The sequence below is a fragment of the Lederbergia citri genome (assembly GCF_018343625.1).
Lineage (GTDB): Bacteria > Bacillota > Bacilli > Bacillales > Bacillaceae_C > Lederbergia > Lederbergia citri.
Window position 1 is genome coordinate 963,550 of the sequence record NZ_JAGYPG010000001.1, and the last position, 26,935, is coordinate 990,484.

Below are 26,935 nucleotides of genomic sequence, written 5' to 3' on the forward strand. Positions count from 1 at the left end.
AAAATCCAATGGATTTGCTCGATTGTTTTTCATCGTGATTCCCACCTAAGCCTACTTAAGCATATATTGTGATAAAGAAATTCAAGTTGGAGTGAGAATTATGTTTCCATGGGGGATGTTTCCTTTTAATGAAGATATTAAAAAGTTAACAGAACAACTAAATCCTTCAGACGTAAATTCATATGTCAATGACATGATGAAAAAACTAATGAATAATACTCCAATGGAAAATATGCTTTCTCCACAGAAGAATAATACGAATAATACGAACAATACACAAAAATCCAAAAGTGAAGTTTCCGCTCAAGTATTCGAAACATTTGATGATGTATATGTAAGACTGCATTTACCCCCAAACATTACATTAAATCATTTAAAAATTTTTCATACGTCAAACCAGGTCATTGTTGAAAATTTATCAGAAGAAGGCAGCAGACAAATCTTTACTCTCCCTAGCCTAGTCAAAAAAAAAGGAGCTACCGCTCAAGTTAAAAATCAAATATTAGAAATAAAGATTCCAAGAAATGATGACCTTCAGTATACGGAAATAACCGTTTCGGAAAAGTTATAAACTTTTTATGGGCAAAGTTTTTGAAATTTTTCTCTCATGTCGTTCGCAAGTTCCGGAACCGATATAGCATAAGCTATTTGTTCATAATTTTTACGATCATGAAAAAATAATTGATGCAGAATGGAAATACTCAAACCTGGATTAGGGCGTTCTTGCAGAATAAGCTCAAAATCAGGTTTGATTGCCCCTTCTTTAAGGACTTTTGCGAAAAAGCCAGATTTCCCTGTCCGAATAATTTCTTTTAACATTCCTTTCGTCCGATTCGAATGATCAATTGTAATGCATGGTATACGACCTTGGGTTATTTGAACAATTGTTTCACCAATCTGATAAATATCTCCCACACACACATCATTTTCCAACATATTTGTAACCGTTAAATTTTCCCCAAATGCTGGAATTGTTAGGGATTTACCTGTTTGTTCTTCCCACCATGCATAGTGTTCAAATGGATAAAAACAAGCTGCCCGATCTTCCCCGCCATGATTTCGCAAATCCGCAACGTCGTCTTGGTCAAATCCTCCCCTGCGGAGAAAAGCCTTTTGGACGGGCTGTTTTCTAATTCCTGTTTTTAACGTTTGCCCATATTGATTACTGATCAGCTTTGGTCTTCCTACATTAACTGATTTTATTAACATTTTCGATCCCCCCAATAAATGCTCTATGTATGTAAGGATAAAAAATTCCTACAAGTTAATATTAATCTTACTAAGCTTGAAAGGAAATGGCTATGGAATTAATAAATAGAGAAGAATTGCTTAACGGAAAGAAAAAAAATAAATGGGCTCTTATAGCCATTGCATCGATTCCTCTCATTATGACATTAGGAAACTCAATGCTCATTCCAATATTACCATTAATGGAAAAGCAGTTACATATATCAAAGCTCCAATCAAGTTATATCATTACTGTCTATTCCATTGTTGCCATCTTTTTAATTCCGATTGCCGGCTTTCTTTCAGATAAATATGGAAGAAAAGTGGTCATTATACCTTCACTTATACTTACTGGTATAGGCGGTATTTTATCTGGCTGGGCTGCATGGGAGCTTGATAATGCTTTTATATGGATTATTATCGGTCGAATTCTCCAAGGAATCGGAGCAGCTGGAGCATTTCCAATTGTTCTTCCTTTAGTTGGTGATTTGTATAAAAAGGAAGAAGACGTAAGTTCATCATTAGGTATTATTGAAACAGCAAATACATTAGGAAAAGTTTTAAGCCCAATCCTTGGGGCATTAATTGCTGGGGTAATATGGTATTTGCCATTTTTCGCGATCCCAATCTTTTGCATCATATCTTTAATATTAATCATGCTTTGTGTGAAAAAGCCAAAAGATGATGATCATCAGCTCTCTTTTGGTAGGTTTGTAAAAAATACGAAGAAAATTTTCTCAGAGCATTGGAAGTGGTTAATGGCTGTTTTTATTATTGGAGCAATTATTATGTTTATATTGTTCGGACTCCTTTTTTATTTATCATCTATTCTTGAAGACAAATATGGGTACGACGGAGTAAAAAAAGGGTTTTTACTTGCAATTCCTCTAGCTGCTTTGTGTATTGCGTCTTTTGTAACAGGAAAGATCATTAAAGATAATTTAAAAAAGATGAAATGGATTACTTTTTTTGGGATGATTTTAACTGGTGTTAGTGTGGCGGCTACGATGTTTTCTGATCGTTTTATTTATTTAATCGTCATTATTTTATTTTGTGGCATTGGCATTGGCGCCTCCCTTCCTTGCTTGGATGCCATTTTAACTCAAAGTATAGAAAAAGAAATGCGGGGAACCATTACTTCTATTTTTAGTTCCATGCGATTTGCTGGGGTAGCTGCTGGGCCTCCTATCGTTGCATTGTTAATGAAAGGAAACATAAGCAGTATGGTAATATTATTGACCATTCTTAGTGCTGTAGCAGCATTATTAGCGTTTAAAGCAATTAAACCTAAAAGAGGAAAAAAGGTAGGAGAAATGGATCCTGTGTTGGAATAATTGGTAAAACTTGTATATAATAAAAGTATATTACGCTAAGGAGAGTGTTGGGAATGGCAGTAAATGTCTATATGAATTTCAATGGGAATTGTCGTGAAGCAGTAGAATATTATGCACAGGTTTTTAACCTGGGAACTCCAGAAATTATGACTTTTGGTGATCAACCTCCACATCCTGATTACCCACATACAGAAGAAATGAATAAATTAGTCTTGCACGCTCGTCTTAATATTTTTGACAGTGATGTCATGTTTTCCGACACAATGCCAGGTATGTCTTTTACTGTAGGCAATAATATCAACTTAGCGATTGTCAGTGATAAATTGGATGAAATGAAATCTGCATTTACGAAATTGGGTGAAGACGGGAAGATTACAATGGAGATGCAAGAAACGTTCTTTAGTAAGTCTTATGGACAATTAGTAGACAAGTTTGGTGTAAACTGGCAATTTAGCTACGAGGGCGAATAAATAAATGAAAGATATGGAATGCTTTGTTAACATTCCATATCTTTTTTTATTTGAACCACCCTTTACTTTTAAACCATACAAACATGCCTGTTCCAATTAACAGCATTGCAAACAGAGTTCCGATATATCCATATTTCCAATCTAATTCTGGCATATTCACAAAATTCATTCCGTAAATACCTGCTATAAAGGTTAAAGGCATAAAAATAGTTGTAATGAGCGTGAGAACTTGCATGATTCGATTCGTTTGATGAGCGTTTAAAGAAAGATAACTATCCCGAATATCTGTTGTTAACTCGCGATTTTCTTCAATCATTTCGGATAACTTTATTAAGTGGTTATGAATATCAGAAAAGTACTCCATATTAGGTCGAATTTTCTTTAACCGTTCTGAATTAAGTATTCGATATAATAAATCCCTCATCGGAGAAACAACATGTCTTATTGATAGAAGATCATGTCTCGTATCATATAAATCTTGGAGCAGTAACTTCATAGGTCTTCTATTTGAGTTTTCGTCAATCTCATTTAACACGTCTTCAATCGTTTCCACAAGCGGAAAATAATTATCAACGATTTCATCAAGGACATGGTATAACACTTGGATGGGATCCCAATGTACAACATTCACTTCTTGTATAAGTCGATCCCAAATTTTATTAACTTCTATAGAACTTTCTTGGTGAAACGTAACGATATAATTTTTTCCTAAGAAAATATTTACTTCCTCTCTTATTAAGCTTTCTCCACGTATCGCTTGCGCTACAAAAAAGAAATGGTCGTCGTAATAATCTAATTTGGGCCTTTGGATATTATTGATACAGTCTTCAATTGCCAAAGGATGAAAATGCAAAGGATTTTTTAATAATTTTATTTCTTCCTCTGTTGGGCAATCAAAGTCTATCCAATACCAAAGAAAATCCCCTTCTAACAATTCCCTGACTCCTATATTTATTTGGCATTCGTTATTTTTATTAATCGCAATTGTTTTAATCATTTTTTCTCCTCATACAAGCCGATTTACTATATTTTAACTCTTTAACTCGCATATAACACTTTTTAGAATTAGTACAACGTATTGTTGAATATTTTTATTTAATAACTATACCCAAAAAGGAGTGAGAAATAGATGAAATTCACCTTTTTTGGAAAGAACGTGCAAGAAAGTGATGTTCTTCTGGAAAGGATCGCCACTGTGCTTGAAAATGGCATGGCGGCAAAGGAAGTCGTTTGTTCGATTACAACTGGATTTCGAAGGGTTCCATCAATACGGACGGCTCCGGGTCTAAATCCTTATCACGTCTCTGTCGCAGATATTGGATATGGTTTTGATTCCGTTCATGGTACGATAAGCCGCATGCATGAGGGAGATGCCTTCCGCTTTTTATAAGGAGTTGCTTGTTTTTGATTTAGATACACTAAAAATAAGCGCAAAACAATTAAGCCCAAATTTTGAACTTGCTGTAAAACATGCTTCTCCTGAGGTTTATCAATTGGTTGAGCAAAGTCGATTATTAAACAAACAATTTATAGAAACAATTAAAGAAGCAAATAGAATGGGTAAGGATTTGCTTGGACCGGAGTGGAAAGGACTTCGTGCCAAAATAAAAAATATCCAGGCAATACCTCGCCTTTAATGGATGGGAGGCATAAAAAATGTCTGTAATTCGACCATTAAAATTAACTGTAGAGGAACGTCAGAGATTAATGTCTTGGTGGAGCACAATGGAAGAAGCAAAACTGGTTGTTCAGCGTTTATGTTCATTGGTAAGTGAACTTAGATTAAACCCCGAGTCAAGCTATGCAGATGGAATGATTCTTTTTTATCGTGCTGTATCCGAAATATCATATGGTTACGCAGGTGTTAGAGGTGGCGTTCGAAGGGCATTAACTACGGAATATGGTGATGAGCTTCGATTGAATATGGTCATGTGTCAGAGTTTTGCTCCTAAATTTTCGGTTGATGCTAAAATACTTCTCGAACGAATAGCAAAGCAAATTACCGGTCAAAATGCACTTTTTATCATTGAGCAAATTAGGAAAATGATATTTTGTTAATAGAGTTAGAGAAAAAGGCACATGGTTTTTTTGGTAAAGTAGCTTATGATAATATAAAAGTTATTATTCAACAAGAAATGACAATTTTTTAAATCTATTACATTTTTATAGTTGATATTCTTAAACTCACATGCTATTATCAATATCAATACAACATTTAGTAGTTTTCGTAAAAATTAACACTATATATTGATTTCAAACAAGTGAAGGTGCCCATTCAGGGCTTAAAAGGGAATCCGGTGAAAACCCGGAACTGTCCCCGCAACTGTAAATGCGAACGAACGGGAAATGCCACTGTATTGATTTGCTTCACGGCTTCAATATGGGAAGGACCCTACTAGGATGATGCATAAGTCAGGAGACCTGCCTTACTTGTCTGAGTTTCGATTCTTCGGGGATTGGGAAGATGAAACGATAGTGAAAATTCGTTTCTTCTCTTTCCCTATCGTTTGATCCGCTCCATTCTCGGAGCGGATTTTTTTATTATAAAAAGAAAGGTGAATAAGATGACGACGATATCAAAAGAACAAGGAAACCGATCATTAACATTTGATAGAAAGCGACTGGAGGCCTTTATTGAAAGAGTCACTTCTATTAATACAAAGGAATTCAACGAAAAAATCTTCAGAAGTATAGAGTCAAAAGATGAGTATAAGGCGGAACACATCACTTCCCTCCTTATTAAAACTGCATTAGAAAATGTAGATGAAGCAAATACTCAATGGACTTTTGATGCTGCTAAAATCTATCTTCAAAGCTTGTACAAAAAAGCAAGTGTAAACCGTTCTTACGATAAAGAACTTAAATATGGAGATTTTTATGGACTATTAAAAACACTAGCTGGCAAGGGAATTTACTCTCCAAATATATTAGAAAAATATAGTAGAAAAGAAATCATTGAGTTATCTAAAATAATTGAGCCTAATCGTGACTTACTTTTTGATTACATCGGCCTCCATACTTTGGCCACAAGATATCTTGCAACAGATCATGAAAAAAATACATACGAGCTTCCACAAGAACGTTGGTTAGTGATTGCAATGCATCTAATGCAGGATGAACCAACGAGCCTACGTTCACAGCTAGTTGCGGAAAGCTATTGGGCATTATCTAATCTTTATATGACCGTTGCTACCCCTACCCTTGCGAATGCAGGACTTGCACACGGACAATTATCTAGCTGCTTTATCGATACCGTTGAGGACTCTTTAATGGGGATTTATAACAGTAATACAGATGTTGCAAGGCTTTCTAAAGACGGTGGCGGAATCGGAGTCTACATGGGAAAAGTGAGAAGTCGTGGAAGTTCAATCAAAGGCTTTAAAGGTGCATCCTCTGGTTGTATTCCTTGGATTAAACAATTAAACAATACAGCTGTCAGCGTTGACCAGCTTGGACGAAGAAAAGGCGCTATCGCCGTTTATTTAGATGTTTGGCATGCTGATATACTTTCCTTCTTGGATTTGAAGTTGAATAATGGTGATGAAAGACAAAGGGCCCATGATATTTTTACAGGAGTTTGCTTACCAGACATGTTTATGGAACAAGTAGAAAGACGTGGAGATTGGTACTTATTTGACCCTCATGAAGTAAAAGATGTAATGGGTTATGCTCTAGAAGATTTTTATGATGAGAAAAAAGGCGAAGGTTCTTTTAGAGAGAAATATGAAGAATGTGTTGAAAATAATAAATTAAACAAAACTAAAATCCCTGCTATTAAGATCATGGCTAGAATTATGAAATCACAGCTTGAAACAGGAACCCCGTTTATGTTTTATCGCGATGAAGTGAATCGAAAGAATCCAAATAAACATGTAGGGATGATTTACTCAAGTAATTTGTGTACAGAAATAATGCAAAATATGTCCCCTACTATTCAATATGAAGAAACAGTAGATGGCGATACAATCATCACATATAAAAAAGCAGGCGATTTTGTTGTTTGTAATCTTTCTTCTATTAATCTCGGAAAAGCTGTCCCAAATGATGTTTTAGAACGGTTGATTCCTATTCAAGTTAGAATGCTCGATAATGTGATTGACTTAAATACGATTGATGTAAAACAAGCAACAATAACGAATAAAAAATATAGAGCCATTGGATTAGGTACTTTTGGCTGGCATCACCTGTTGGCACTAAAACGAATTAAATGGGAATCCGAAGATGCAGTAAAATTTGCAGATGAATTATATGAGCGTATCTCCTTCTTAACAATTAAAGCGAGTGTTGAATTAGCGGAAGAAAAAGGCTCATATTCAAAATTTGCAGGCAGTGATTGGCAAACAGGTTATTATTTTAAACAGCGTGGATATTTAGAAAGTGAAAATGCTGAAAGTTGGAACGAATTAATGAATGAAGTTTCCGAACACGGAATAAGAAACGGCTATTTAATGGCTGTCGCTCCAAATTCCAGTACATCCGTCATCGCTGGTTCAACTGCTAGCATCGACCCTATTTTCAAACCGTTTTACCATGAGGAAAAGAAAGATTATAAGTTACCTGTTGTTGCTCCAGATTTGGATCACAACACGTATGATATTTATCGACGTTCTGCCTACATCGTAGATCAGCGATGGTCTATTTTACAAAATGCAGCAAGACAACGCCATATTGATCAGTCAATTTCGTTTAACTTCTATGTACCAAATCATATTAAAGCCCAGGTAATGCTCGATTTACATTTACAAGCATGGGATTCAGGTTTAAAAACAACATACTACGTCCGTTCCACTGCTTCGGATATTGAGGAATGTGTGTGGTGCGAGTCTTAATCTGTTATGCAAGTTTTAGCGGTAATACTAAAGAAACAGCAGAATTGATTGCAGAAACTTTAATAAAAGAGAAATATGATATCAAATTATATAGGATTGGGACTGGAAAGATTCCAGATCCCTCCCTTTTTGATGTAATGATGATCGGTTCCTTTACATGGGCGAAAGGTGCAACCCCAAATGATGTGAAGGACTTCGTTTATGAGATTGGCTACAAGCCTCCACACGTTTTTGTTTTTGGAACGGGAGATACACAATTTGGCGGGGATTATTTATTTTGCAATGCTGTAGAAAAACTAGCGAAATTTTACAATTCAACGTATGAACCATTAAAAATTGAGCAAAGTCCAAGAGGATCACAAGAATCAAAAGTGATTGCTTGGACGAAAGGAGTTATAAAACAATGTCAACTGTCCTTGAAAAAGTAGTTATATTAGAACCATTGAATCCAAACAAATCAACAGCACTCTTTGGTGGAAAAGCTAGCGGAATACTAAATTGGAATGATCTTGCTTACCCTCATTTTTACAATCATCGTGAACAAATTCGGGCACTTTTCTGGAGAGCAAGTGAAGTAGATATGTCAGCAGATATTAAACAATTCCCTACCCTATCAGATGAAGAAAGAAATGCTTTTTTAAAAATCATTGGTCTACTTGCAACCTTAGACGGACCACAAACGGATATTGCAGCTAGAATATCACACTATTCAACTGATCCTTCTGTGAAATCAATTATGGCTACAATCGCCGACCAAGAAAGTGAGCATAATCATAGTTATGCTTATGTTCTCTCATCAGTAACTAATTTGATTGAACAAAATCATTCGTTTGAGACGGGGCGAAAAGATGAAATTCTTTTAAAACGAAACGAGCGAATTATGGAAGTTTATAACGAATTCGCAACGCATCCTACCATTAAAAATGTTTTAAAAGCAATGGTGTATACCTCCCTTCTAGAAGGTTTATTTTTCTACTCGGGATTTGCTTTCTTTTATAACCTTGCCCGAAATCAAAAAATGGTTGGAACTTCAACAATGATTTCATATATCAACCGTGATGAGCTGCAGCACGGCCGATTTATAAGCGATTTATTTAGAGCAACGCTTGCTGAAAACCCTGAATACAACACGAAAGAGTTCACTGATTGGGTATATGATCAGTTTAGACATTCCGTTGAACAAGAAACTATTTGGAGTAGGTATGTTCTCGACGGAATTGATGGAATCGATTTAGTAGAGATGGAAGGCTATATAAAATATCGCGCTAATAAGATGCTCAGACTTTTAGGTTTAAGTGATATTTATGAGGATTATACAGATAATCCAATGAAATGGATTCGAGCGTATGTAGACAATTTCGATGATACAAAAACGGATTTCTTCGAGCAAAAATCACGCCAGTATACGAAAACGAGCGATTTGAACGGATTTGATGAATTGTAACAAGAAAAGCATAAGCGCCTTGTTCATCGACTTACAGGCCCACAGGATGTGGGTCCGTCGACGTCGCCGCAGGACGTGGCGTATTTTAGTCGACGTTCTTCTTCCGGCCATCGACTGAGATAAAGGAAACACGATGAGTCTACAAGGCGAATCGATGTTGACTTATCGTAGGGAGATGGACAGGAAATTTGCTAGTCGATAGGCGCTGGAGCTGGGCAGTACAAGCCTATGTTCAATAAGAGACTTATAAAAAAACTTATACTTTCCCTACTAAAGAAAAAAACTGCCCCGAGAGGCAGTTTTTTATTTGTGAACTTAATTATAGTTTAACAACGTTTTCTGCTTGTGGTCCACGTTGTCCTTCAACGATTTCAAATTCAACTTGTTGACCTTCGTCAAGAGTTTTGTACCCTTCTCCTTGAATAGCGCTGAAGTGAACGAATACGTCGTTTCCGCCTTCAACTTCGATGAAGCCGAATCCTTTTTCACTGTTAAACCATTTTACTGTACCTGTTGCCATGCGTAAAAACCTCCAAAAATTTTTTAATATGTTACTCATATTTACGGTGTAAATAAAAATTCACATATTATAAGCAATACCCACAATTAGGAGTAGATATTCATTATAACATGCGAATTTAACTCCATACATATTCATTGATATTAAATAACAAGGGTAATACAGGATAAAACATAATGATCTTTTGGTAATTCAAAACAACGAAAGCCCTTCCTCTCTCCCGTCCTTACGGCTCCTAGACCGTGCCAGTGAGATTTGTATCAACAAACAATGGTAGCATTCTTAACCATTGAAGAAAAAGGATTCCATATCTTTTACTAGATATATTTACTATTAAGTTCAAACTAATCATACATGAGATATATGTAAAAAGCAAGAAAATGGGCAAAATCTTTTTTCGCCTTTTTTCGTCAAAAAGTCTTATGGCCCAAGGCTTTAGTCGACATTTTCAACTGATAATGATTCTAAAAACATAAATTAACTTTAAATATTTTACCCATTTAATTTTGTTTTAAACATATTCAAATATAGACAATTATATTTTAACTAGATCACGCTTCTTTTTTTGATGCTCTTTTTCGTTTTGCAGGTTGCTTGGCAGTTGGCTTTGTTCTATCGATTGATGCTTGTAAAGCTGCCATTAAATCTGTCATTGGTGCTGCAGGCTCTCTTTCTTTTGCAGTTACAAGTTCTTTACCATTACGCTTAGCATCTATTAATTGCAACACTTTATTTCTATACTCATCTTCATATTTCTCAGGTTGAAAAGTAGTCGTTAATTGATCTATTAGTAAAATTGCGGTATCAATCTCTTTTTTAGAAACTTGATCATCTGCTGGAACATTTGGTACATCCGTCGCTTTTCGAACTTCATCTGGATAATGAATCGTCTCCATTACTAATGTATCATTATAAACTCTTATTACTGCCAATTGTTCTTTTGACCGAATCATAATTTTAGCAATACCGGCTTTTTCTGATAATATCAAAGCTTTTCGAAGTAGTCCGTAGGCTTTCACTCCTCCACCATCAGGAGACATATAATAGCTTTTATTGAAATAAATAGGATCGATTTCGTTCAATTTAATAAAATCAATCATTTCAACTGCCTTTTCCCCACTTGCACTGCTAAGTTCTTGCAGTTCATCATCTTCCACGATCACAAATTTTCCTTTTGAAACTTCATACCCTCTTACAATTTCCTTCGTGTCTAATTCTTGTTCACATGCAGGGCACATTTTTTCATATTTTATTGGTGTGTGACATTTTTGATGAAGTGAACGAAATTTTACATCTTTATCTTCTATAGCAGCATGAAGCTTTATTGGAATATTTACAAGACCGAAACTAATGCTCCCTTTCCACATCGTATGCATAATCTCACCTCTATTTACATTTACTATAGTTTTTACTAATGAAAAAAATACATTCGCATAAAATACAGGTGTAATTATATAACTTTTACGAGGTGTGATTTCTTATGAAACCAATGCTTCCTACTTTGGGCTTTGAACCTCCTCAGCAAGGAGAATGGCTATATGAAATTAAATATGATGGTTTTCGTGGCATTCTAGAGTGGACAAAAGATAGAAGTTTTTTATGGAGTAGAAATGGGAAAGATTTAATGCCTCAATTTCCGGAATTGGAGGAATTCTTACATAGTAAGCAAAAAGAGGCTTCTAAATTCCTGCCCCTTATATTAGATGGAGAAATTACTATATTGGAAAATGAATATAAAGCTAATTTTGGGCAGCTGCAGATAAGGGGAAGAATGAAAACGAAGCAAAAAATAGAAGAGTCTTCTCGGATAAGGCCATGTAAATTTTTGGTTTTTGATTTATTATCCCAAAAAGGTTCTTCAACTGAAAAAATCAACTATATAAAAAGAAAAGAATTGCTTTTATCTTTATGCGAGAAACTTGGTTTTTCACTCCATCCAAATATTGGTGAAGAATCAATTGTTCAATATTTACCTTCCACTTCAGACTTTTTTTCTATTTCTGAAACGATGAAAAATTTCATGAGTGAAGGAATCGTCGCTAAAAAGACCAATAGTTCATGGGAAACTGGTAAAAGAACAACTTCATGGATAAAAATAAAAAATTGGAAAACGGTGAGTTGTTTTCTAACAGCATACGATCAAAATAACGGATTTTTTTATGCAGGAGTATATAAAGATCAAGAGATTTTTTCTTTGGGTAACTTTATTAACGGAATGGATATAGAAACTAAAACTGCACTCCGAAAAGCCATCATAGAAAACGCTCAAAAAAATGGAGAAATCCTTTATATACACCCTAGCATTTGTATCGACTTACATTATATCGAATGGAATGGCGAACAACAGCTGAGGGAACCTTTTTTTAATAAAATCCGTTTTGATCTACATCCGGATGCTTGTACATACGAACAATTTTTAATTGCAGATGCAACATTTCCACCAGAAATTTCAATTACCCATCCAGATAAAATTTTATGGCAAAATGGTTCCGTCACAAAATTAGATTTCCTGCGTTATTTAAGAAAATGCTCCTCCATGATGCTGCCTTTTTTAAAAAATCGTCCACTCACGTTAATTCGTGCACCGCATGGAGAATTTGGCGAATCGTTTTATCAAAAAAATAAACCTGATACCACGCCTGATTTTATCGATTCATATTTCCATGAATCAAACGAGATGATTGTTTGTAATAATTTGAGGACACTTATATGGCTAGGTAATCAACTGGCAATCGAATATCATATCCCGTTTCAAACGATGGATAGTCCATTTGTAAGTGAGATTGTCTTTGATTTAGATCCTCCATCTCGTGAGGATTTTCACTTAGCAATCAAAGCCTCTTTAATTTTGAAAAAAATTCTTGATTCTTTTTCATTGACTTCATTTGTTAAGTTATCAGGAAATAAAGGAATGCAAGTGTATATACCACTTCCTAATAACAAATATACTTGGGAAGAAACTCGTGTTTTCACTGAATTCGTCGCACAGTTCATGATCACCTACGCTCCCGATTCTTTTACGATAGAAAGATTAAAAAAGAATCGGGGCGGCAAGCTTTATTTTGATTATATTCAGCATGCGGAAGGAAAAACAATTGTAGCCCCATATTCTGTTCGAAACCACTCAAATGGACTTGTGGCTGCTCCTATCTTTTGGCAGGAAATTAATGATAGACTTAATCCTGCTGATTTTACGATCAAAAATGTGATCGAAAGGATAAATAAATGGGGTGATCCTTTTTCAGCTTTTTTTACTTGCAAAGATGATCAGCCTTTTGATAAAGCGTTACAAATGATTAATGAAGGAAGACTCTTATAATCATTGTAAAAAAATCGCTAAGCAAACGGACCGTTCGTAATCTTTAATATTCGAATCCAATACGACCATTGGTGTAGAGGAAGAAAATAGCTTTTGCAGACTCAACGGCATAATTCCTTGAGATACCGTCATAATCTTTCTTCCATTTTTTTTAATTACACACCGATAAGCCATTTTATGAATTAGATAACGGTCTCTCCCATTATTTGCCCAAAATTCTTTTTTATCTATTTTCATTGCATCAAAAACTAAACGTTGATCATTCGAATATACTTTTATTCCTTGATTATTAATATGAACATTCCAAAGTAGATTTTTTTCATGATCCATAATCCTAAATATTCTACCCTGGTGTTTGTTTATTTTCTTTTCTCTACCTTTTACCTCCATCGCAGAATATCGGCATAATCCATTTCCGGTATATAACTTCCAATTATAAGTTGAAACTGGCGATGGCATTATCATAAAAAGTGTGGCGCTTTGCTGATTTAATATACGTGGACTAGGTAAAGCATTGCTTTTAAACGAAAAATATATATATTTAAAGAAAAAATAGATCATTAAAAACAACACAAAAATCCCCGCACCTATGGCAGGGAAAAATTGTGTAATTTTGATGCTCGGTAATATCACGATGATAAACACAATCGTGCACAATATAGTTTGGTGACTATATAAACGGGACATGCCTGTATAATAATCTTTAATATTCATGTGGCTCCCCCTGCTCTCCATGTGAAAACATTATATGTTGGAGAGGACAAGGATATGCCCGTCATACATGTTTTATAAAAAATGAATCGTGAAAGGAATTTTATACGCTTGCCCATCGAAAGCTTTAATAGCACCGATAATCGTAAAAATGGTCATAAGCAGCCCAATGATAGGCAATAAAAGAAAACCAATCAATACTATGCAGAGTATTCCTGCTACGATTAAATAAATCGTGTATGATATTAAAAAGTTCAAGTATTCCCTTCCATGAAAATCGACAAGAGATGATTCATCCTTCTTTAATAGCCAAATAAGCAGCGGGCCAATAAATGTTGAAAAAAAGCTTGTTATATAGATAGCTGTAGCAAATATTCTTTCGTTTTTGTCTCCCATACTTTTCTCTCCCTATTCTTTATTGTTTTCATAACATATACGCTTTGATTGAAAAAAAGTTTCATAGTTTTTAATTTTTTAATTTTAAAGAATGCTGTCAAATTACATAGAAAATCGTCACTAATTAGATGAAATTTACTATTTTCAAATAGTGTTTTTTTTTGTATGATGTCATTAGAAAATCAAAAATAAAATACAGCTCATAATTGAGGGAAGGCAAATGGTGCGCCACCTATCCGAAACACGGAAGGTCCTAGTGGGTTCGATTCCCACCCCGAAATTTTTTATGCAAGTTTAAAAAATTTCGAGGGTAGGAACGAGGAATACGGGACTGCCCTAATGGAGGGGTTCAAATGCTCAAAAAACGAGAATTGAATGGGCATGAATGTTATGTATTATTTGAACTGATGACGCACCCGGATGTCTTCCCTTTCGTACGCCAAAAAGCCCACTCTTTTGAAGAGTTTATGTTTATGACAAAACAAACAATTGAAGCTGAGGAACGCGGAGAAATTATTTCAAGAACTATTCTTGATGAATGGGAGAATCCAATTGGGACGATAAGTTTATATGATATAAAAGATCAAGCAGGATTCTTAGGTACATGGATAGGAAAGCCATACCACGGTAAAGGATATAATAACCTAGCGAAGGAAGCTTTTTTCCAAGAACTATTTTATGAAAAAGATATATTGACGGTTTTTATGAGAATACGTCAAAAAAATGTACGTTCAAGGAAAGCAGCAGAAAAACTTCCTTATACAGTTAAGGCAAATGATTCGCGTTCGTTGATTTTTCAACAACTAAATACAGTTGAGTATATTTATGATTTATATGAGATACCAAAAGACTTATTTACGATGAATTTTATGAGGCAGTCTTCTGAACAAGCAGAACTACAGCCACTTGAAGCATAACAGTCGGTTTATTATAATCGGCTGTTTTTTATATGCTATAATTTACTTTATTAATGTCAGCAGTGAGGCCAAGATATGAAGCAAACATTTAAAATAAAAGAAAAAATTCAGCAATTATGGATCATCTTTATTCCGATTTTGATTACTCAATTAGCAATGTTTTCGATGAGTTTCTTTGATATTATGATGACCGGGAAGTATTCTGCCGATCATTTGGCTGGAGTGGCTGTTGGGTCTTCCTACTGGGTACCTATAAATACCGGATTAAGTGGGATTTTATTATCTATCACACCTATTGTGGCTCATTTAGTCGGTGCTAATAAAAAAGACAAAGTACCATTTTCTGTATTACAAGGGGTTTATGCAGGTATTGCAATGGCTTTACTTATAATCATTATTGGGTTTTTTACTTTAAATCCATTGTTAAATAGTATGAACTTGGAAAATACTGTGCATAAGGTTGCAAAAAATTATTTAATTTCGATTAGCTTTGGAATCGTTCCTCTATTTGTTTACAATGTTTTACGTTCTTTTATTGATGCCTTGGGGAAAACGAGAGTCACCATGATTGTTACTTTATCTTCCCTTCCTATCAATGTAACACTAAACTATATTTTAATTTTCGGAAAGCTTGGATTTCCAAAAATGGGCGGAATTGGAGCAGGTATTGCTTCAGCTGCTACGTATTGGATCATTACTTTTATCGCTATATGGATCATTCATAGAAAAAAGCCATTTATCGATTATAAAATATTCCATCGTTTTCCTAAGATCTCTTTTAGTAAATGGAAAGAAATTTTTTCATTAGGAGTACCAATCGGATTATCCATATTTATTGAAACGAGTATATTTTCAGCAGTCACGCTATTTATGAGTGGTTTCGGCACGAAAGTGATAGCCGCTCATCAAGCTGCACTCAATTTTTCATCGTTTATTTATATGATTCCGCTAAGCATCTCCATGGCATTAACCATCTTGGTAGGTTTTGAATCAGGAGCCAAAAGATTTAAAGATGCAAGGCATTACAGTTATCTTGGTATAGGTGGAGGAATTACCATTGCTTTGATAACTGGTACACTCCTTTTTATATTTAGAAGTGATGTTGCCTATTTGTATAGCAATAATTATGATGTTGTCATCCTAACTTCAAAATTTCTCTTGTTTGGAGTGTTTTTTCAATTATCCGATGCAATCCTTGCACCAATTCAAGGGGCACTTCGAGGATATAAAGATGTTAATGTAACGTTTATTATGGCATTAATATCTTTTTGGGTTATCGGATTGCCGTTGGGATATTTATTGGCTACACACACGGAATTAGGTCCTTTTGGATACTGGCTCGGCTTAATTGCTGGATTGGCAACTGGCGCCATAACACTTTCATTTCGTTTAATTTATGTTCAGAAAAAACAAATGAGAATACAAAAAAGCGAACTTGCGTAACCTATAAGCTAGGCTACGAGTTCGCTTTTTTAATATTATTTTCCAATGAATTGTTGTGTCCAATAGTTACCGTTAGCAACATATCCTACACCGATATGCGTGAAGCTGCTATTAAGAATATTTGCACGGTGGCCTTCACTATTCATCCAAGCTTTAACAACTTCTTGAGGAGTTTGTTGTCCCATTGCAATGTTTTCACCAGCTGAACGATAAGTGATGCCAAATTTCTTCATCATATCAAAAGGTGATCCATAAGTTGGGCTTGTATGGTCGAAATAGTGATTGGCAGACATATCTCTTGATTTTTCTCGTGCCACTTTACTTAGCTCAATATCTACTTTAAGTGGAGCAAGACCATTCTTAGCTCTTTCTTGGTTTGTCAAATCAACAACTTGCTGTTCAAAAGCACTCAATTGAGAATTCGTTTGAGTTGCTGGCTTTTGTGCAGGCTTTTGAGCAGGCTTTTGTACAGGTTTTTGTGCTGGTTGTTGTACAGGTTTTTGTTGCTGAACTGGCTTTTGAGCTTGTTGAGCTGGAGCCGGTTGTTTTACAGGTTGTTTTTGAGTGTTACTTGGTGGTGCAGGCTGAAAGTTGAAGAATTGATTCAAATCTATATTATATTGCTCCAATAATTTGGAGAAATCTTGGTAATTTGATGAATTAATTTGATAGTAAACTACTTTTGTATTTACAGGTTGAAAACCTGCTGCATCTGCTTTTCCTGTTGTAAATGGCGCTGCGATTAATGCTGCCGCTGCAACAGTTGACATGACTAGTTTTTTCATTCTTTTTTTCCTCCCTTTAATCTCTCGTTTCGTTTTGCATGATTATATTAACATACGTTTTTATGAAATATTTAAGGGAGGAATTACCAGAGAGCTATTTTTGGTGATTGTGTGGATTGTTTTCAATTATTTTTTTCTGCTAATCTAATATTCTAGCACCCTTTCTTCTCCATCTTGATCATGGCTTTCATTAGCGTTTTTACCAATCTTCCATATTATTTACCATAAACTACAAGAAAGAGCGTATTGACAACTTTTTAAAACCCTTCTTTTATTACTAATGTTACAAATGTGTTTCAAGATTTTCTATACTATTTAAATAATCTGTACGGTTTTGGTTAACCTATATATAAAATTACAATAGGAGGACTTACTTTGAGTACTCGATATTGCTGTCCTAATTGTAAAACTAATCGTTCCCGCTTCAATATTATTGAACAAAATGCTTATCCAGTAAGATTGGATCCACAAACTGGAGAAACCATTGAAACATATGAAAATGCAGCAGATGCAGGGCCTTTCCATACTATTTATAACGGCCCAGAAAAAAGAGTCCAATGCGGTTCTTGTGGTCTAATTGAAGACGAAAGAACATTTATCAAATTTGGAGAAAGGTAAGAACAAAAGCACAAGCGCCTGTTAAGCGACGTACAGGCCCACAGGATGTGGGTCTGTCGACGAAGACATAAGGACGTGGCGGTTTTAGTCGACGTTCCTCTTTAGGGATCTGACGAGATAAAGGAAACACGGCGAGCCTTAAAGGCGAGCCGCTGTTGACTTATTGTAGGAAGAAACCGAAAGTTTGCTAGTCGCTATGCGCTGGAGCTAGACTGGAACTTCACTCTTAAAAATTAGCAACAAGACGTGGCATGGCTTAGACGAGTTCCTCTTTAGCGTTCTGAAGAGATAAAAACATCTCGGAGGAAATCGGTGGAGCTGTACAGAAAAAGGACTCCAGAATGTGCTGAACCCTAAAAGTTAGACCAAAATATTTATGCAGCTAGTTGACTGGTATGAAGACGGTATTCCACCGGGCTCATGCCAGTCAATTTTGCTTTTATCCGTTCATTGTTATAGTAAAAAATATAATCAGATACTGCTTGTTTAAGCTCTTCAAATGACTTATAAACTCTACCGTAATACATTTCCTGTTTCATTATCCCGAAGAAATTTTCCATTGGTGAATTATCCAGACAGTCTCCCTTTCGGGACATGCTTTGAAATATACCGTTATCTTTTAGTTTCCTTACATATCTTTTCATTTGATAACCCCAGCCTTGATCAGAGTGTATAGTCGTTCGATAGGGGCAATCTTTTGTTATTTCAATTGCTTCGTCTAAAGCATCCATAATTGCTTGAGCGTTTGGCCGTTCTGAGAACCGAAAGGATAGAATTTCACTATTAAACATATCTAAAAATGGATCTAAATAAGCCTTCTTAATGATTATCTTCCCATCAGAATCGGTCGTATAGTATTTGAATTCAGATGTATCAGTCGTTAATTTTTGATGTGGAATACTTGTATGGAATCTACGGTTTACAAGGTTTTTCGAAATCTTGCCTATAGTTCCTTTATAAGTGCTGTATTTACGAGATTTACGTGTGAATGATGTACAAGTAATACCAAGTTTATTGGTAATCCGTAGGATTTTTTTGTGATTTACGATATAACCTCTCTTACGCAATTCCATATCAATTCGACGATATCCGTAATTTCCATTATGTTTGTCTACAATATCTTGGATGATCTTTTCAATCTCTTCATCTGGATTGGATTCATTAAATCGTTTTTGCCAATACATATAGGTTGCTTTTGGAAAACCTGTGGCTTCAAGGATAACAGCTAATTTGAATTGTTTTCTGAGTTCGTGAATGACCCTGGATTCTGTTTTAGCAGTCGGCTCGGAATATTTACCCCTGAAGCACGGAGCTTTTTTAAATAGGCATTCTCCGCACGTAGTAACTCTATTTCTTTTAAAAGTTGTTGTTCTTTCGTCAATTTCTTCTCATTTTTATTCCTCTTTGATTCGTTGGACAATGATGGACGCCCCTTTGATTTAGAGAGTCCTTCAATACCTTCATTTTGCCATTTCCTCAACCAATTAAGAATCATAGGTGGTTCAGTAATGCCAAATTTTCTAGCAACTTCTTCAAGGGAATCTCCTGTTTTTACCTTATAGTTTAAGACATCTAATTTAAATTGAACAGGATAATTCGTAATTGCTTTTTTAGAAGCCAAACCCTGTTTGCCAAATTGTTGGAACGCACTGACCCATTTTCTTATATTGGTTTTACTTTGAATTCCAAATCTAATAGCCAAGGAAGCATATCCACCTTCACCTGCTAAATAAGCGTCAACTACATTTTGCTTAAATCCTTCATCATATTTGACCACAAAAAACACCCCAAGAGTTAGAATTGTTTGTCTAACTTTTGGGGTGCACATCAGAAATTGGAGTCCTTACTTAATTATTTTTTAGATTTAGTTAACACTTCGATTGCTTTCTTCACTTGCGGATCATTCTTTTGAATATGCTCGCTTAGCTTATTCATTAATTTTATAGTTGTTTCTCCGGTTAAAATCCCATCTTTTTTGAGCTTTTCTGCATTTTGAAATTCTTTGACGGCTTTCTCTGTTTCAGAATCATAGAAACCATCAATTTTACCTGGCTTGTAACCTAAAGCATTCAGCATTTCTTCTGCAGATTTAACATCATTAGAAGCTGACGATTCATGTAATTTTTTATCAGGATCGATATAAGATACATTCGCATATTCAGGTAAAGAGACTTTATAATTAGGTTCAATTCCTTTTTTATGGATCCAGTTGCCGTTAGGTGTTAACCATTTTGCCATCGTATACTTTACATTTGAACCATCATTAAAATCATTGGCCGTTTGAACAGTTCCTTTTCCAAACGATTTCTCTCCAATTAAAGGAATATTGGATGTTTCACTTACAGCGCCTGCAAGAATTTCTGATGCGCTTGCACTTCCTTTATCGATCAACACGACAGTAGGAACGTCAATTTTCTTTCCAGATTGTGCAACAGTTTTTTCAACCGTTCCATCTCGGTATTCGACTTGAACAATATTTTTCCCTTCAGGAACGAAAAGATTTGCAATCTCAATTGCTTGATCTAGTAGCCCCCCAGGATTTCTTCTCAAATCAACAATGAGAGATTTCATTCCTTTGCTTTGCATTTCCTTTAAGGCTACAGCTAAATCGTCGTACGTATGCTTGGAAAAGGTCGTAATTTGAATTTTAGCTACACCATTATCCAACATTTCCGCATAAACCGTATTGATAGGAATATCATCTCTAGTGATTGTCATTTTTATCATTTCGGGATTTTCTGGACGTTGGATCCCTAATGTTACATTAGTACCTTTTTCTCCTCTGATTAGTAAAACAGCTTCATTCGCAGTCATTCCTTGGATATTTTTATCGTCAACAGTGATGATCTTATCGTTCGGTTTAATCCCTGCTTTTTCTGCTGGCGACCCTTTTATTGGCGAAACTACTACGATGTCTCCATTTTGCTCTTGAATTTCCGCACCTATACCTTGAAAAGATGCGGCTATACTTTCTTGAAACTTTTCATTTTCTTCCTTTGTCATATAATCGGAATAAGGATCATCAAGAGCTTTTACCATTCCGGAAATCGCTCCATCGATTAATTTCTTATGATCTACTTTTTCAAAATACTTTTCGTCCAGCATATCGAAGGCTTCATATAATTTGCTAAATTCCTTCCTTTCTTGTATTGCAACAGTAGCAGCTTTTTCATCTCCGAATGAAAGTGCTGCCAATGTTATGCCGGCAGTAGAAAAGACTAATAGGAAAATGAGCATAATAAATTTGAATTTCTTTATACGAATATAGCTATTTTCCTCAGAATGATCCTCTATCTTTTTTTCTTCTTCCATTTTATTCACCACTTTCATTTCAGCAACCGAGACTAAGACAATCTCTCTTTTGTAAATTGTACTGCAATTTCTATATTTTATCAGCTATTTTTACTTTATTATAGAAATAGTAGGATTCCTAAAAAAGCCAAGCTTTCTCTATGCCACAATACATTCTTCGAGAAGCTTGGCTTTTAAATTATTATATTTTGTGGACTTCCTCGAAAAACTCTTCAAGTGTCCAATTGTTTTTAAAAATGATTTGGGCATTTTTCTCACCAACATAGCGAAAATGCCATGGTTCATATTGATAACCAGTTATATCTTCTTTTTCTTTTGGGTAGCGAAGGATGAAGCCAAAACGGTGAGCATTTTCTTTCAGCCATTTCCCTTCTTTTGTTTCTCCGTATTCTTCGGTTAATAAATACTGTACACTTTCGCTGGATATATCCATAGCTAGTCCAGTTTGATGTTCACTATTTCCTGGATTAGCAACTGCTTCCAGCGCTTTATCCTTTCCTACTTTTCCAATTTCATTGTTGAAAATAGCTTCCTGTCTCTTGTAAGAACGATATCCAGAGACAGCAAAAAGATCAATGCCTTCTTGTTTGGCAATAGAAAACATATTCTCAAGCGCTTTAGCGGCATCTTTTCGTAAATAGCTTTTTTCAATGTCTTGGTCGCCAAATGAAAATGGTACATCAGGTCTGACTAGATCTTCTGGTATATATGTGCCAGGCAATGCGAATTCTTTATTGACTAATGCCAAAATATTATCGGCATTGACAATCTCTTTCACTCCGTTCACTTCTTTAATATCATTGAAGTAGGCAGCTTCAAGTTCAAACGGTGATCGTTCTTCAGATATATTACTTCCATAATTTTCCTTTGTTTGTTCATTCTGCTCAGCAAGTTGCGGATTTTTCTCCGCTTTTTCCTCTGGCTTTTCGTTAATAAAAGGAATCTTGACTGAACAGGCTGAAAGAAGGATAGCTGCAATGAATGTAATGATAATTTTTTTCATAGTTACCCACATTTCTTGTTTCTTCAATAGTTTGGATTACGAATCTTTAATAGCTGCTTCTAGTGCTACTTCAATCATATCATTAAATGTTGTCTGTCTTTCTTCGGCAGAAGTAACTTCCCCTGTAATTATATGATCGCTGACCGTTAATACAGATAACGCTTTTCTTCCGTATTTTGCAGCAAGTGTGTAAAGAGCGGATGTTTCCATTTCCAATGCAAGTATACCATATTGTGCCCATTTCTCATGTTCCGCATTGTCATTGTAAAACATGTCAGCAGTAAATACGTTGCCTACTTTGACATGCAGTCCTTTCTCTACAGCTCCATCATAAGCATTTTTCAGTAATTCGAAAGAAGCTGTTGGAGCATAATCAATACCATTAAAAGTTAAGCGATTCATTTGTGAGTCAGTGGATGAAGTCATAGCAAGTATAACATCACGAACTTTTACGTCCTTTTGAATAGCTCCGCAAGTTCCAACCCTAATTAAATTTTGAACACCATAACTTTGCATTAATTCATTAATATAAATTGATATAGAAGGAACTCCCATTCCTGTACCTTGTACTGATATTCTTTTACCCTTATAAGTACCAGTAAAACCAAACATATTTCTAACTTCATTGTAGCAGACGGCATTTTCAAGAAATGTTTCAGCTATGTATTTTGCACGTAATGGATCACCTGGCAATAAAACCGTTTCAGCAATATCTCCTTGTTTCGCTGCAATATGAATACTCATGAATAATCCCTCCTAAATCTTTTGACCAATTCAAACATCCAACGATTAGATGGATGCTTCGCTTTTCTCTATACCATTCTAATTCTTTCAATCCTACGTTGCAAATTTTGTTGAAAAAAAATCGTGAAATGTAGAAATTTGGACAATAAAAATACGCCAATATAATTTGGCGTTTAAAGTTTATTCGTAGCGATTATTCATCCCACTCTTCAATAATACATTTAGATATTAAATAATCAAAAGTGATATCAGCTAATTCTTCAGACTCCTGTACCGATGGAGTATAGCCTCTTTTAATAAGTTCATGATAGAAAAATTCAGCGATTTCCTCTGAATCAATAAACACTTCAGTTTCACGCATACCCTTCTCTCCCTTTCTGAATTCTCTATCTAGATTTATTTTTTCTCAGCTTCTATATATAATTCCCAAACATGATCAAAAAGAGACAATGTTGGTAAATAGTCTCCATTTAACTCCAAATAGCTGGTTATTTCATGGTAATCCTCCGAATGTTTGGGGAAGCTGTGATCTTTATATGCATCGTTCGCAAATTTGCTAATATCATCTTTTAAATTTGGCTGCCTGTATTTCATAAGAAAATGATAAAAAGATTTATTCATAAATCATTAATCCGCCCTTCAGTTATCCTTCTAACAATATAGCGGATTGTTCTTTATTCGTAAATGAATTTATTCGTTTCTTTTTATAAATGTATGCTTAAAGCCACCTTTCATTCTAAATATTTTAGCCCCCATTAAAAAAAGGGGGCATATTTATTAATTTGGAAATGCCCAGCAAGCGCCAATGATAATCAAAAGAATAAACAATACGACGATTAGCGCAAAACCATTTCCACCTACAAATCCCCCTCCATAACCACATCCAGCATATATTGGATAGGTAGGGCAACAGCCGTCATAACCGTAACTACCGTAGCCTCCGTAACCTCCGTAATACATAACATTCACTCCTCAATTCTTTAATATCTTCGCTCCTATATTATGTATGTAAGATATGGGCTGTTTGTGCGTTTGCCTATATATAATAAAAGCACCCACTTAAAATGGATGCAATTTTAATACAATTTTATTGTTTAATTTTTATAAAAATAATTTCTCATACTGCTCATATCCTTCTTTTTTCAAATCCTCTAAAGGGATAAAGCGAAGTGCAGCGGAATTAATACAATATCTTAAATGCGATGGTCCTGGTCCATCTGGAAAAACATGCCCTAAATGCGAATCAGCTTCTTTACTTCTAACTTCAGTACGAATCATATCATGACTTAAATCTTCTTCTTCTACTATTTCATTTTCATCTATCGGCTTTGTAAAGCTTGGCCATCCACAACCAGCATCATATTGATCCCTGGAACTAAAGAGTGGTTTTCCAGAAACAATATCAACATATATTCCTTCTGCTTCATTATTCCAATATTCATTATCGAATGGAGGCTCAGTTCCATTATTCTGTGTTACATGAAATTGCATGGGTGTAAGTTTTTTCTTAAGTTGATCTTTATTCACTTTATATCCCCCCAATGCTTATTAATAAAATGTTTCCTGCCTGATCCTAACTGATAAGCTTCATACCGCTCGGGATTTTTCCGATAAAAGTGTTGATGATATTCTTCAGCAGGATAAAAGGTGCGAGCAGGTTCAATAGGAACCACGATTGGATGAGAGAATCTCCCACTTTTTTCTAAGTCATTTTTTGACTGTTCTGCAAGTTGTTTTTGTTCGTCAGAATGATAAAAGATCGCTGTTCGATAGGAGTCGCCACGATCATAAAATTGGCCTCCAGAGTCTGTTGGGTCAATTTGCATCCAAAATAAATCCAGCAAACGTTTGTAAGGAAAGATTTTTGGATCAAATGTAATTTGCACTGCTTCTGTATGTCCTGTTAAACCTGAACAAACTTCCTCATACGTAGGCTGCTCTGTATTTCCGCCGGTATATCCCGAAATAACTTTTTCAATTCCCGGCAGTTCATCAAAAGGCTTCACCATGCACCAAAAACATCCACCAGCAAAAGTTGCTAATTCGCTGCTTGTTAAGTTCTCCAAAAAAACATCCTCCCTTCTATTTTAAAAGTAAAGATAGCATACTTTTTTATTATCATTATTTTTTAAGCAATGGCCATTAGTGTTAAGCTCAAGCAGCCTTCTACTCGCAATTCTCTTTTGCAAGCCAACACAATTTTGTTTGTTAAGTCTAATTGCAGGCTCATCCCCCTCGAGATCAAATAACCTTATATGATAAAAGTCAAAGAACAGACTTTTTGCATATCAGAGCATTTGCTTGTCGGAGGCCCGCAGGATGCGGGTCAGGAAGGCGATGCGACAGGACGTGTCGATGCCTGAGCCTGCAACAGGAGGTGCGGTTTTAGCCTTCCTTCCATTTACAAGGCGCTTACACTTTTACTATTGAACAGGAACAAACATTTTCATGGCAATTTGATCATCCACTAAATTAAACTCCTCAACCTTTACTCTGATGCCACTTTTCAATTTCATATGTTGAAGCGATACATATATTTGCTTTTCATTTGGCTGGATAATGACCCAATCCGGTAATTTATACGAGTCGCGAATAAATTTGAGGATATACGTAACTGGTAGCTTCACATCACCAAGTGATAAAGATTTTTGTTTAAGGATAAGATCACCATTATCCAATGCCTCAGGCTCAAAAGTCATTTTTAAATACATGCTTTGGGAAAAAACTTCAACTTCTCCATATAATTCAACCTCATCTGTTAATAAGACTCGATAATGAATGGGACCATCCAACCCTTCCTTTTCAATATAATGATTAATGAGCTGGTTAAGATCCTGTTTTTCAGTTCGAATTAAAAATTTCGACATATTGTCAGTTGATATATTCGTTTTTGGAATTGGCTCTTGATCAGCCGCAATAAAAAGCATCGTACTTAAGGCAAGAAGAACAAGTATATTTATGGATAATAAGATCAAAAACAAAAGCTTCCAGATATTTTTTTTCAACATTCTATCTCTTCCCCAGTAATCTTTTATTAATTCAACATATTTTTTAGTATTCCTGTTTTGCCCAAATAATCATATATGCGAGCAGCCATTAAATTATACCCTTCGTTGTTAGGATGAAAATAGTCGGTATAAAGAAGGTTTTCCTCTTGGTTTTGAAAGATATCAGCAACAGGAACAAAGGTCGTTTGATTATATTTACCAATTACAGTAGTACTTGATTGATTCCAACTATTTACAATGTCGTCCATTTCTTTTAAATCAGAAAACCATCTTATGAAAGGATTATATATACCAACAAGATAAATCTCAGCATCATTGTTATAGGATATAATGGTATCAATTATTTCTGTTAATCTTTCACTATACCCTTTTTCAGCATCAAGAAACATCTTTACATGAAGACCCATTAGGTTTTTTTTAAATACTTCCATTACATCGTTTCCGCCAATCGTAATGATAACAATATTAGCATCTTTTATAGAATTTTTTATTTTTTCCTGCTTAAGACGATTCAATAATTGATCAGTACGGTTACCTTTTACTCCAAAATTATTAAAATTCGCTTCTTTAATACTGCGATTGCTTTCTAATTTACTTTTTAAATATGGAACATATCCTCCCTTTTCTTCTATATCACCTACACCTTGTGTAAGTGAATCGCCAATAGACACAATATTAACTTTTAATGGCATAAAATCTGCTGGAGGCATTTGTTTTTCTTCTCGATTTATTATGTGAATACCTTGTTTAGAATAAGGAGCAGAACAACCAGATAAAATTAAAATACTTACAATAAAAAAAGTAATATACTTCTTTATCATTTATGCTCACCCTCGAATGTAAAGTCATATTATT

The 26,935-nt window shown here is 35.1% G+C and carries 31 protein-coding genes, 1 pseudogene and 1 riboswitch; of the genes and pseudogenes, 13 read left to right on the plus strand and 19 right to left on the minus strand.

From position 1 onward, the window contains the following. Positions 1 to 100: 100 nt before the first annotated feature. Positions 101 to 571, plus strand: coding sequence for an Hsp20/alpha crystallin family protein (locus KHA97_RS04845; protein ID WP_213123584.1), 471 nt, complete (start codon positions 101 to 103; stop codon positions 569 to 571). A 5-nt stretch (positions 572 to 576) separates the two neighbouring features. On the opposite strand, the gene KHA97_RS04850 is transcribed toward KHA97_RS04845, so the two are convergent. Continuing rightward, positions 577 to 1,209: an MOSC domain-containing protein gene (locus KHA97_RS04850; RefSeq protein ID WP_213123585.1), complete on the minus strand. Its 633-nt coding sequence runs from the start codon at positions 1,207 to 1,209 to the stop codon at positions 577 to 579. A 92-nt stretch (positions 1,210 to 1,301) separates the two neighbouring features. On the opposite strand from KHA97_RS04850, the gene KHA97_RS04855 reads away from it, so the two are divergent. Beyond that, positions 1,302 to 2,561, plus strand: coding sequence for an MFS transporter (locus KHA97_RS04855; protein WP_233713298.1), 1,260 nt, complete (start codon positions 1,302 to 1,304; stop codon positions 2,559 to 2,561). 53 nt (positions 2,562 to 2,614) lie between these two features. Continuing rightward, positions 2,615 to 3,031 (plus strand): VOC family protein, encoded by a 417-nt coding sequence (locus KHA97_RS04860; protein WP_213123587.1) that lies wholly within the window; start codon positions 2,615 to 2,617, stop codon positions 3,029 to 3,031. Positions 3,032 to 3,077: 46 nt separating this feature from the next. On the opposite strand, the gene corA is transcribed toward KHA97_RS04860, so the two are convergent. Continuing rightward, the gene (gene corA / locus KHA97_RS04865) at positions 3,078 to 4,028 is read right to left on the minus strand and encodes a magnesium/cobalt transporter CorA (protein ID WP_213123588.1); all 951 of its coding nucleotides are present in this window, start codon (positions 4,026 to 4,028) and stop codon (positions 3,078 to 3,080) included. A 132-nt stretch (positions 4,029 to 4,160) separates the two neighbouring features. Here corA and KHA97_RS23865 point away from each other — a divergent pair, with 132 nt between their 5' ends. The 6 genes from KHA97_RS23865 (at position 4,161) to KHA97_RS04890 (ending at position 9,304) form a co-directional block, all read left to right on the plus strand. Then, positions 4,161 to 4,421 (plus strand): hypothetical protein, encoded by a 261-nt coding sequence (locus KHA97_RS23865; protein ID WP_233713299.1) that lies wholly within the window; start codon positions 4,161 to 4,163, stop codon positions 4,419 to 4,421. Further along, positions 4,402 to 4,668 (plus strand): hypothetical protein, encoded by a 267-nt coding sequence (locus tag KHA97_RS23870; protein WP_233713300.1) that lies wholly within the window; start codon positions 4,402 to 4,404, stop codon positions 4,666 to 4,668. Before KHA97_RS23865 ends, KHA97_RS23870 begins: the two co-directional genes overlap by 20 nt. A 19-nt stretch (positions 4,669 to 4,687) precedes the next feature. Next, on the plus strand, positions 4,688 to 5,089 hold the full coding sequence (locus KHA97_RS04875; protein ID WP_233713301.1) for a hypothetical protein: 402 nt from the start codon (positions 4,688 to 4,690) through the stop codon (positions 5,087 to 5,089). Between the two features lie 189 nt (positions 5,090 to 5,278). Further along, positions 5,279 to 5,474, plus strand: a riboswitch (cobalamin riboswitch). Between the two features lie 121 nt (positions 5,475 to 5,595). Beyond that, complete coding sequence (locus KHA97_RS04880) at positions 5,596 to 7,860, plus strand: ribonucleoside-diphosphate reductase subunit alpha (RefSeq protein ID WP_213123589.1); 2,265 nt, start codon at positions 5,596 to 5,598, stop codon at positions 7,858 to 7,860. After that, on the plus strand, positions 7,848 to 8,288 hold the full coding sequence (locus KHA97_RS04885; RefSeq protein WP_407658004.1) for a flavodoxin: 441 nt from the start codon (positions 7,848 to 7,850) through the stop codon (positions 8,286 to 8,288). The genes KHA97_RS04880 and KHA97_RS04885 overlap by 13 nt, the downstream gene beginning before the upstream one ends. After that, on the plus strand, positions 8,264 to 9,304 hold the full coding sequence (locus KHA97_RS04890) for a ribonucleotide-diphosphate reductase subunit beta (protein WP_213123591.1): 1,041 nt from the start codon (positions 8,264 to 8,266) through the stop codon (positions 9,302 to 9,304). Before KHA97_RS04885 ends, KHA97_RS04890 begins: the two co-directional genes overlap by 25 nt. A gap of 319 nt (positions 9,305 to 9,623) precedes the next feature. On the opposite strand, the gene KHA97_RS04895 is transcribed toward KHA97_RS04890, so the two are convergent. Next, complete coding sequence (locus KHA97_RS04895; RefSeq protein WP_144919921.1) at positions 9,624 to 9,824, minus strand: cold-shock protein; 201 nt, start codon at positions 9,822 to 9,824, stop codon at positions 9,624 to 9,626. 551 nt (positions 9,825 to 10,375) lie between these two features. Then, positions 10,376 to 11,200, minus strand: coding sequence for a non-homologous end joining protein Ku (gene ku, locus KHA97_RS04900; protein ID WP_213123592.1), 825 nt, complete (start codon positions 11,198 to 11,200; stop codon positions 10,376 to 10,378). 104 nt (positions 11,201 to 11,304) lie between these two features. Here ku and KHA97_RS04905 point away from each other — a divergent pair, with 104 nt between their 5' ends. Then, positions 11,305 to 13,143 (plus strand): DNA ligase D, encoded by a 1,839-nt coding sequence (locus KHA97_RS04905; protein WP_213123593.1) that lies wholly within the window; start codon positions 11,305 to 11,307, stop codon positions 13,141 to 13,143. Here the strand turns inward: KHA97_RS04905 and KHA97_RS04910 are convergent, their stop codons facing one another. Together KHA97_RS04910 and KHA97_RS04915 are read right to left on the minus strand one after the other, a co-directional pair. Then, positions 13,144 to 13,857, minus strand: coding sequence for a hypothetical protein (locus KHA97_RS04910; RefSeq protein ID WP_213123594.1), 714 nt, complete (start codon positions 13,855 to 13,857; stop codon positions 13,144 to 13,146). It lies immediately after the preceding gene. Between the two features lie 72 nt (positions 13,858 to 13,929). Continuing rightward, complete coding sequence (locus KHA97_RS04915) at positions 13,930 to 14,250, minus strand: DUF4870 domain-containing protein (RefSeq protein ID WP_213123595.1); 321 nt, start codon at positions 14,248 to 14,250, stop codon at positions 13,930 to 13,932. Between the two features lie 353 nt (positions 14,251 to 14,603). On the opposite strand from KHA97_RS04915, the gene KHA97_RS04920 reads away from it, so the two are divergent. Both KHA97_RS04920 and KHA97_RS04925 read left to right on the plus strand, forming a co-directional pair. After that, complete coding sequence (locus KHA97_RS04920; protein WP_213123596.1) at positions 14,604 to 15,167, plus strand: GNAT family N-acetyltransferase; 564 nt, start codon at positions 14,604 to 14,606, stop codon at positions 15,165 to 15,167. Positions 15,168 to 15,242: 75 nt separating this feature from the next. Next, complete coding sequence (locus tag KHA97_RS04925) at positions 15,243 to 16,610, plus strand: MATE family efflux transporter (protein ID WP_213123597.1); 1,368 nt, start codon at positions 15,243 to 15,245, stop codon at positions 16,608 to 16,610. 35 nt (positions 16,611 to 16,645) lie between these two features. Here the strand turns inward: KHA97_RS04925 and KHA97_RS04930 are convergent, their stop codons facing one another. After that, entirely contained in the window at positions 16,646 to 17,395 is a 750-nt protein-coding gene (locus KHA97_RS04930; RefSeq protein ID WP_213123598.1) for a CAP domain-containing protein, read from the minus strand. 375 nt (positions 17,396 to 17,770) lie between these two features. On the opposite strand from KHA97_RS04930, the gene KHA97_RS04935 reads away from it, so the two are divergent. After that, positions 17,771 to 18,013, plus strand: a complete 243-nt coding sequence (locus KHA97_RS04935) for a DNA alkylation repair protein (RefSeq protein ID WP_213123599.1) — start codon at positions 17,771 to 17,773, stop codon at positions 18,011 to 18,013. Between the two features lie 374 nt (positions 18,014 to 18,387). On the opposite strand, the gene KHA97_RS23875 is transcribed toward KHA97_RS04935, so the two are convergent. The 12 genes and pseudogenes from KHA97_RS23875 to KHA97_RS04990 form a co-directional block, all read right to left on the minus strand. Next, entirely contained in the window at positions 18,388 to 19,395 is a 1,008-nt protein-coding gene (locus KHA97_RS23875; RefSeq protein WP_325167429.1) for an IS3 family transposase, read from the minus strand. A gap of 101 nt (positions 19,396 to 19,496) precedes the next feature. Then, a pseudogene (locus tag KHA97_RS24390) lies at positions 19,497 to 19,841 on the minus strand (helix-turn-helix domain-containing protein); the annotation flags it as partial. 23 nt (positions 19,842 to 19,864) lie between these two features. Next, positions 19,865 to 21,325 (minus strand): lmo1851 family serine protease, encoded by a 1,461-nt coding sequence (locus KHA97_RS04945; protein ID WP_213123601.1) that lies wholly within the window; start codon positions 21,323 to 21,325, stop codon positions 19,865 to 19,867. Between the two features lie 181 nt (positions 21,326 to 21,506). Next, the gene (locus KHA97_RS04950) at positions 21,507 to 22,328 is read right to left on the minus strand and encodes a M15 family metallopeptidase (protein WP_213123602.1); all 822 of its coding nucleotides are present in this window, start codon (positions 22,326 to 22,328) and stop codon (positions 21,507 to 21,509) included. Positions 22,329 to 22,364: 36 nt separating this feature from the next. Next, positions 22,365 to 23,072: a purine-nucleoside phosphorylase gene (gene deoD / locus KHA97_RS04955; RefSeq protein ID WP_213123603.1), complete on the minus strand. Its 708-nt coding sequence runs from the start codon at positions 23,070 to 23,072 to the stop codon at positions 22,365 to 22,367. 193 nt (positions 23,073 to 23,265) lie between these two features. Beyond that, complete coding sequence (locus KHA97_RS04960) at positions 23,266 to 23,433, minus strand: YozD family protein (protein ID WP_213123604.1); 168 nt, start codon at positions 23,431 to 23,433, stop codon at positions 23,266 to 23,268. Positions 23,434 to 23,468: 35 nt separating this feature from the next. Continuing rightward, positions 23,469 to 23,693, minus strand: coding sequence for a YozE family protein (locus tag KHA97_RS04965; protein WP_213123605.1), 225 nt, complete (start codon positions 23,691 to 23,693; stop codon positions 23,469 to 23,471). Between the two features lie 156 nt (positions 23,694 to 23,849). Next, on the minus strand, positions 23,850 to 24,032 hold the full coding sequence (locus KHA97_RS04970) for a YjcZ family sporulation protein (protein WP_213123606.1): 183 nt from the start codon (positions 24,030 to 24,032) through the stop codon (positions 23,850 to 23,852). 141 nt (positions 24,033 to 24,173) lie between these two features. Continuing rightward, positions 24,174 to 24,563: a peptide-methionine (R)-S-oxide reductase MsrB gene (gene msrB, locus KHA97_RS04975; protein ID WP_213124313.1), complete on the minus strand. Its 390-nt coding sequence runs from the start codon at positions 24,561 to 24,563 to the stop codon at positions 24,174 to 24,176. A gap of 32 nt (positions 24,564 to 24,595) precedes the next feature. After that, on the minus strand, positions 24,596 to 25,081 hold the full coding sequence (gene msrA / locus KHA97_RS04980) for a peptide-methionine (S)-S-oxide reductase MsrA (RefSeq protein ID WP_213124314.1): 486 nt from the start codon (positions 25,079 to 25,081) through the stop codon (positions 24,596 to 24,598). A gap of 414 nt (positions 25,082 to 25,495) precedes the next feature. Then, positions 25,496 to 26,080 carry a YpmS family protein gene (locus tag KHA97_RS04985; RefSeq protein ID WP_233713303.1) on the minus strand — a complete coding sequence of 195 codons (585 nt, stop codon included), beginning with the start codon at positions 26,078 to 26,080 and terminating at the stop codon, positions 25,496 to 25,498. 26 nt (positions 26,081 to 26,106) lie between these two features. After that, a complete protein-coding gene (locus KHA97_RS04990; RefSeq protein ID WP_213123607.1) occupies positions 26,107 to 26,901 on the minus strand; it encodes an SGNH/GDSL hydrolase family protein in 795 nt (264 codons plus the stop codon). Positions 26,902 to 26,935 lie beyond the last annotated feature (34 nt).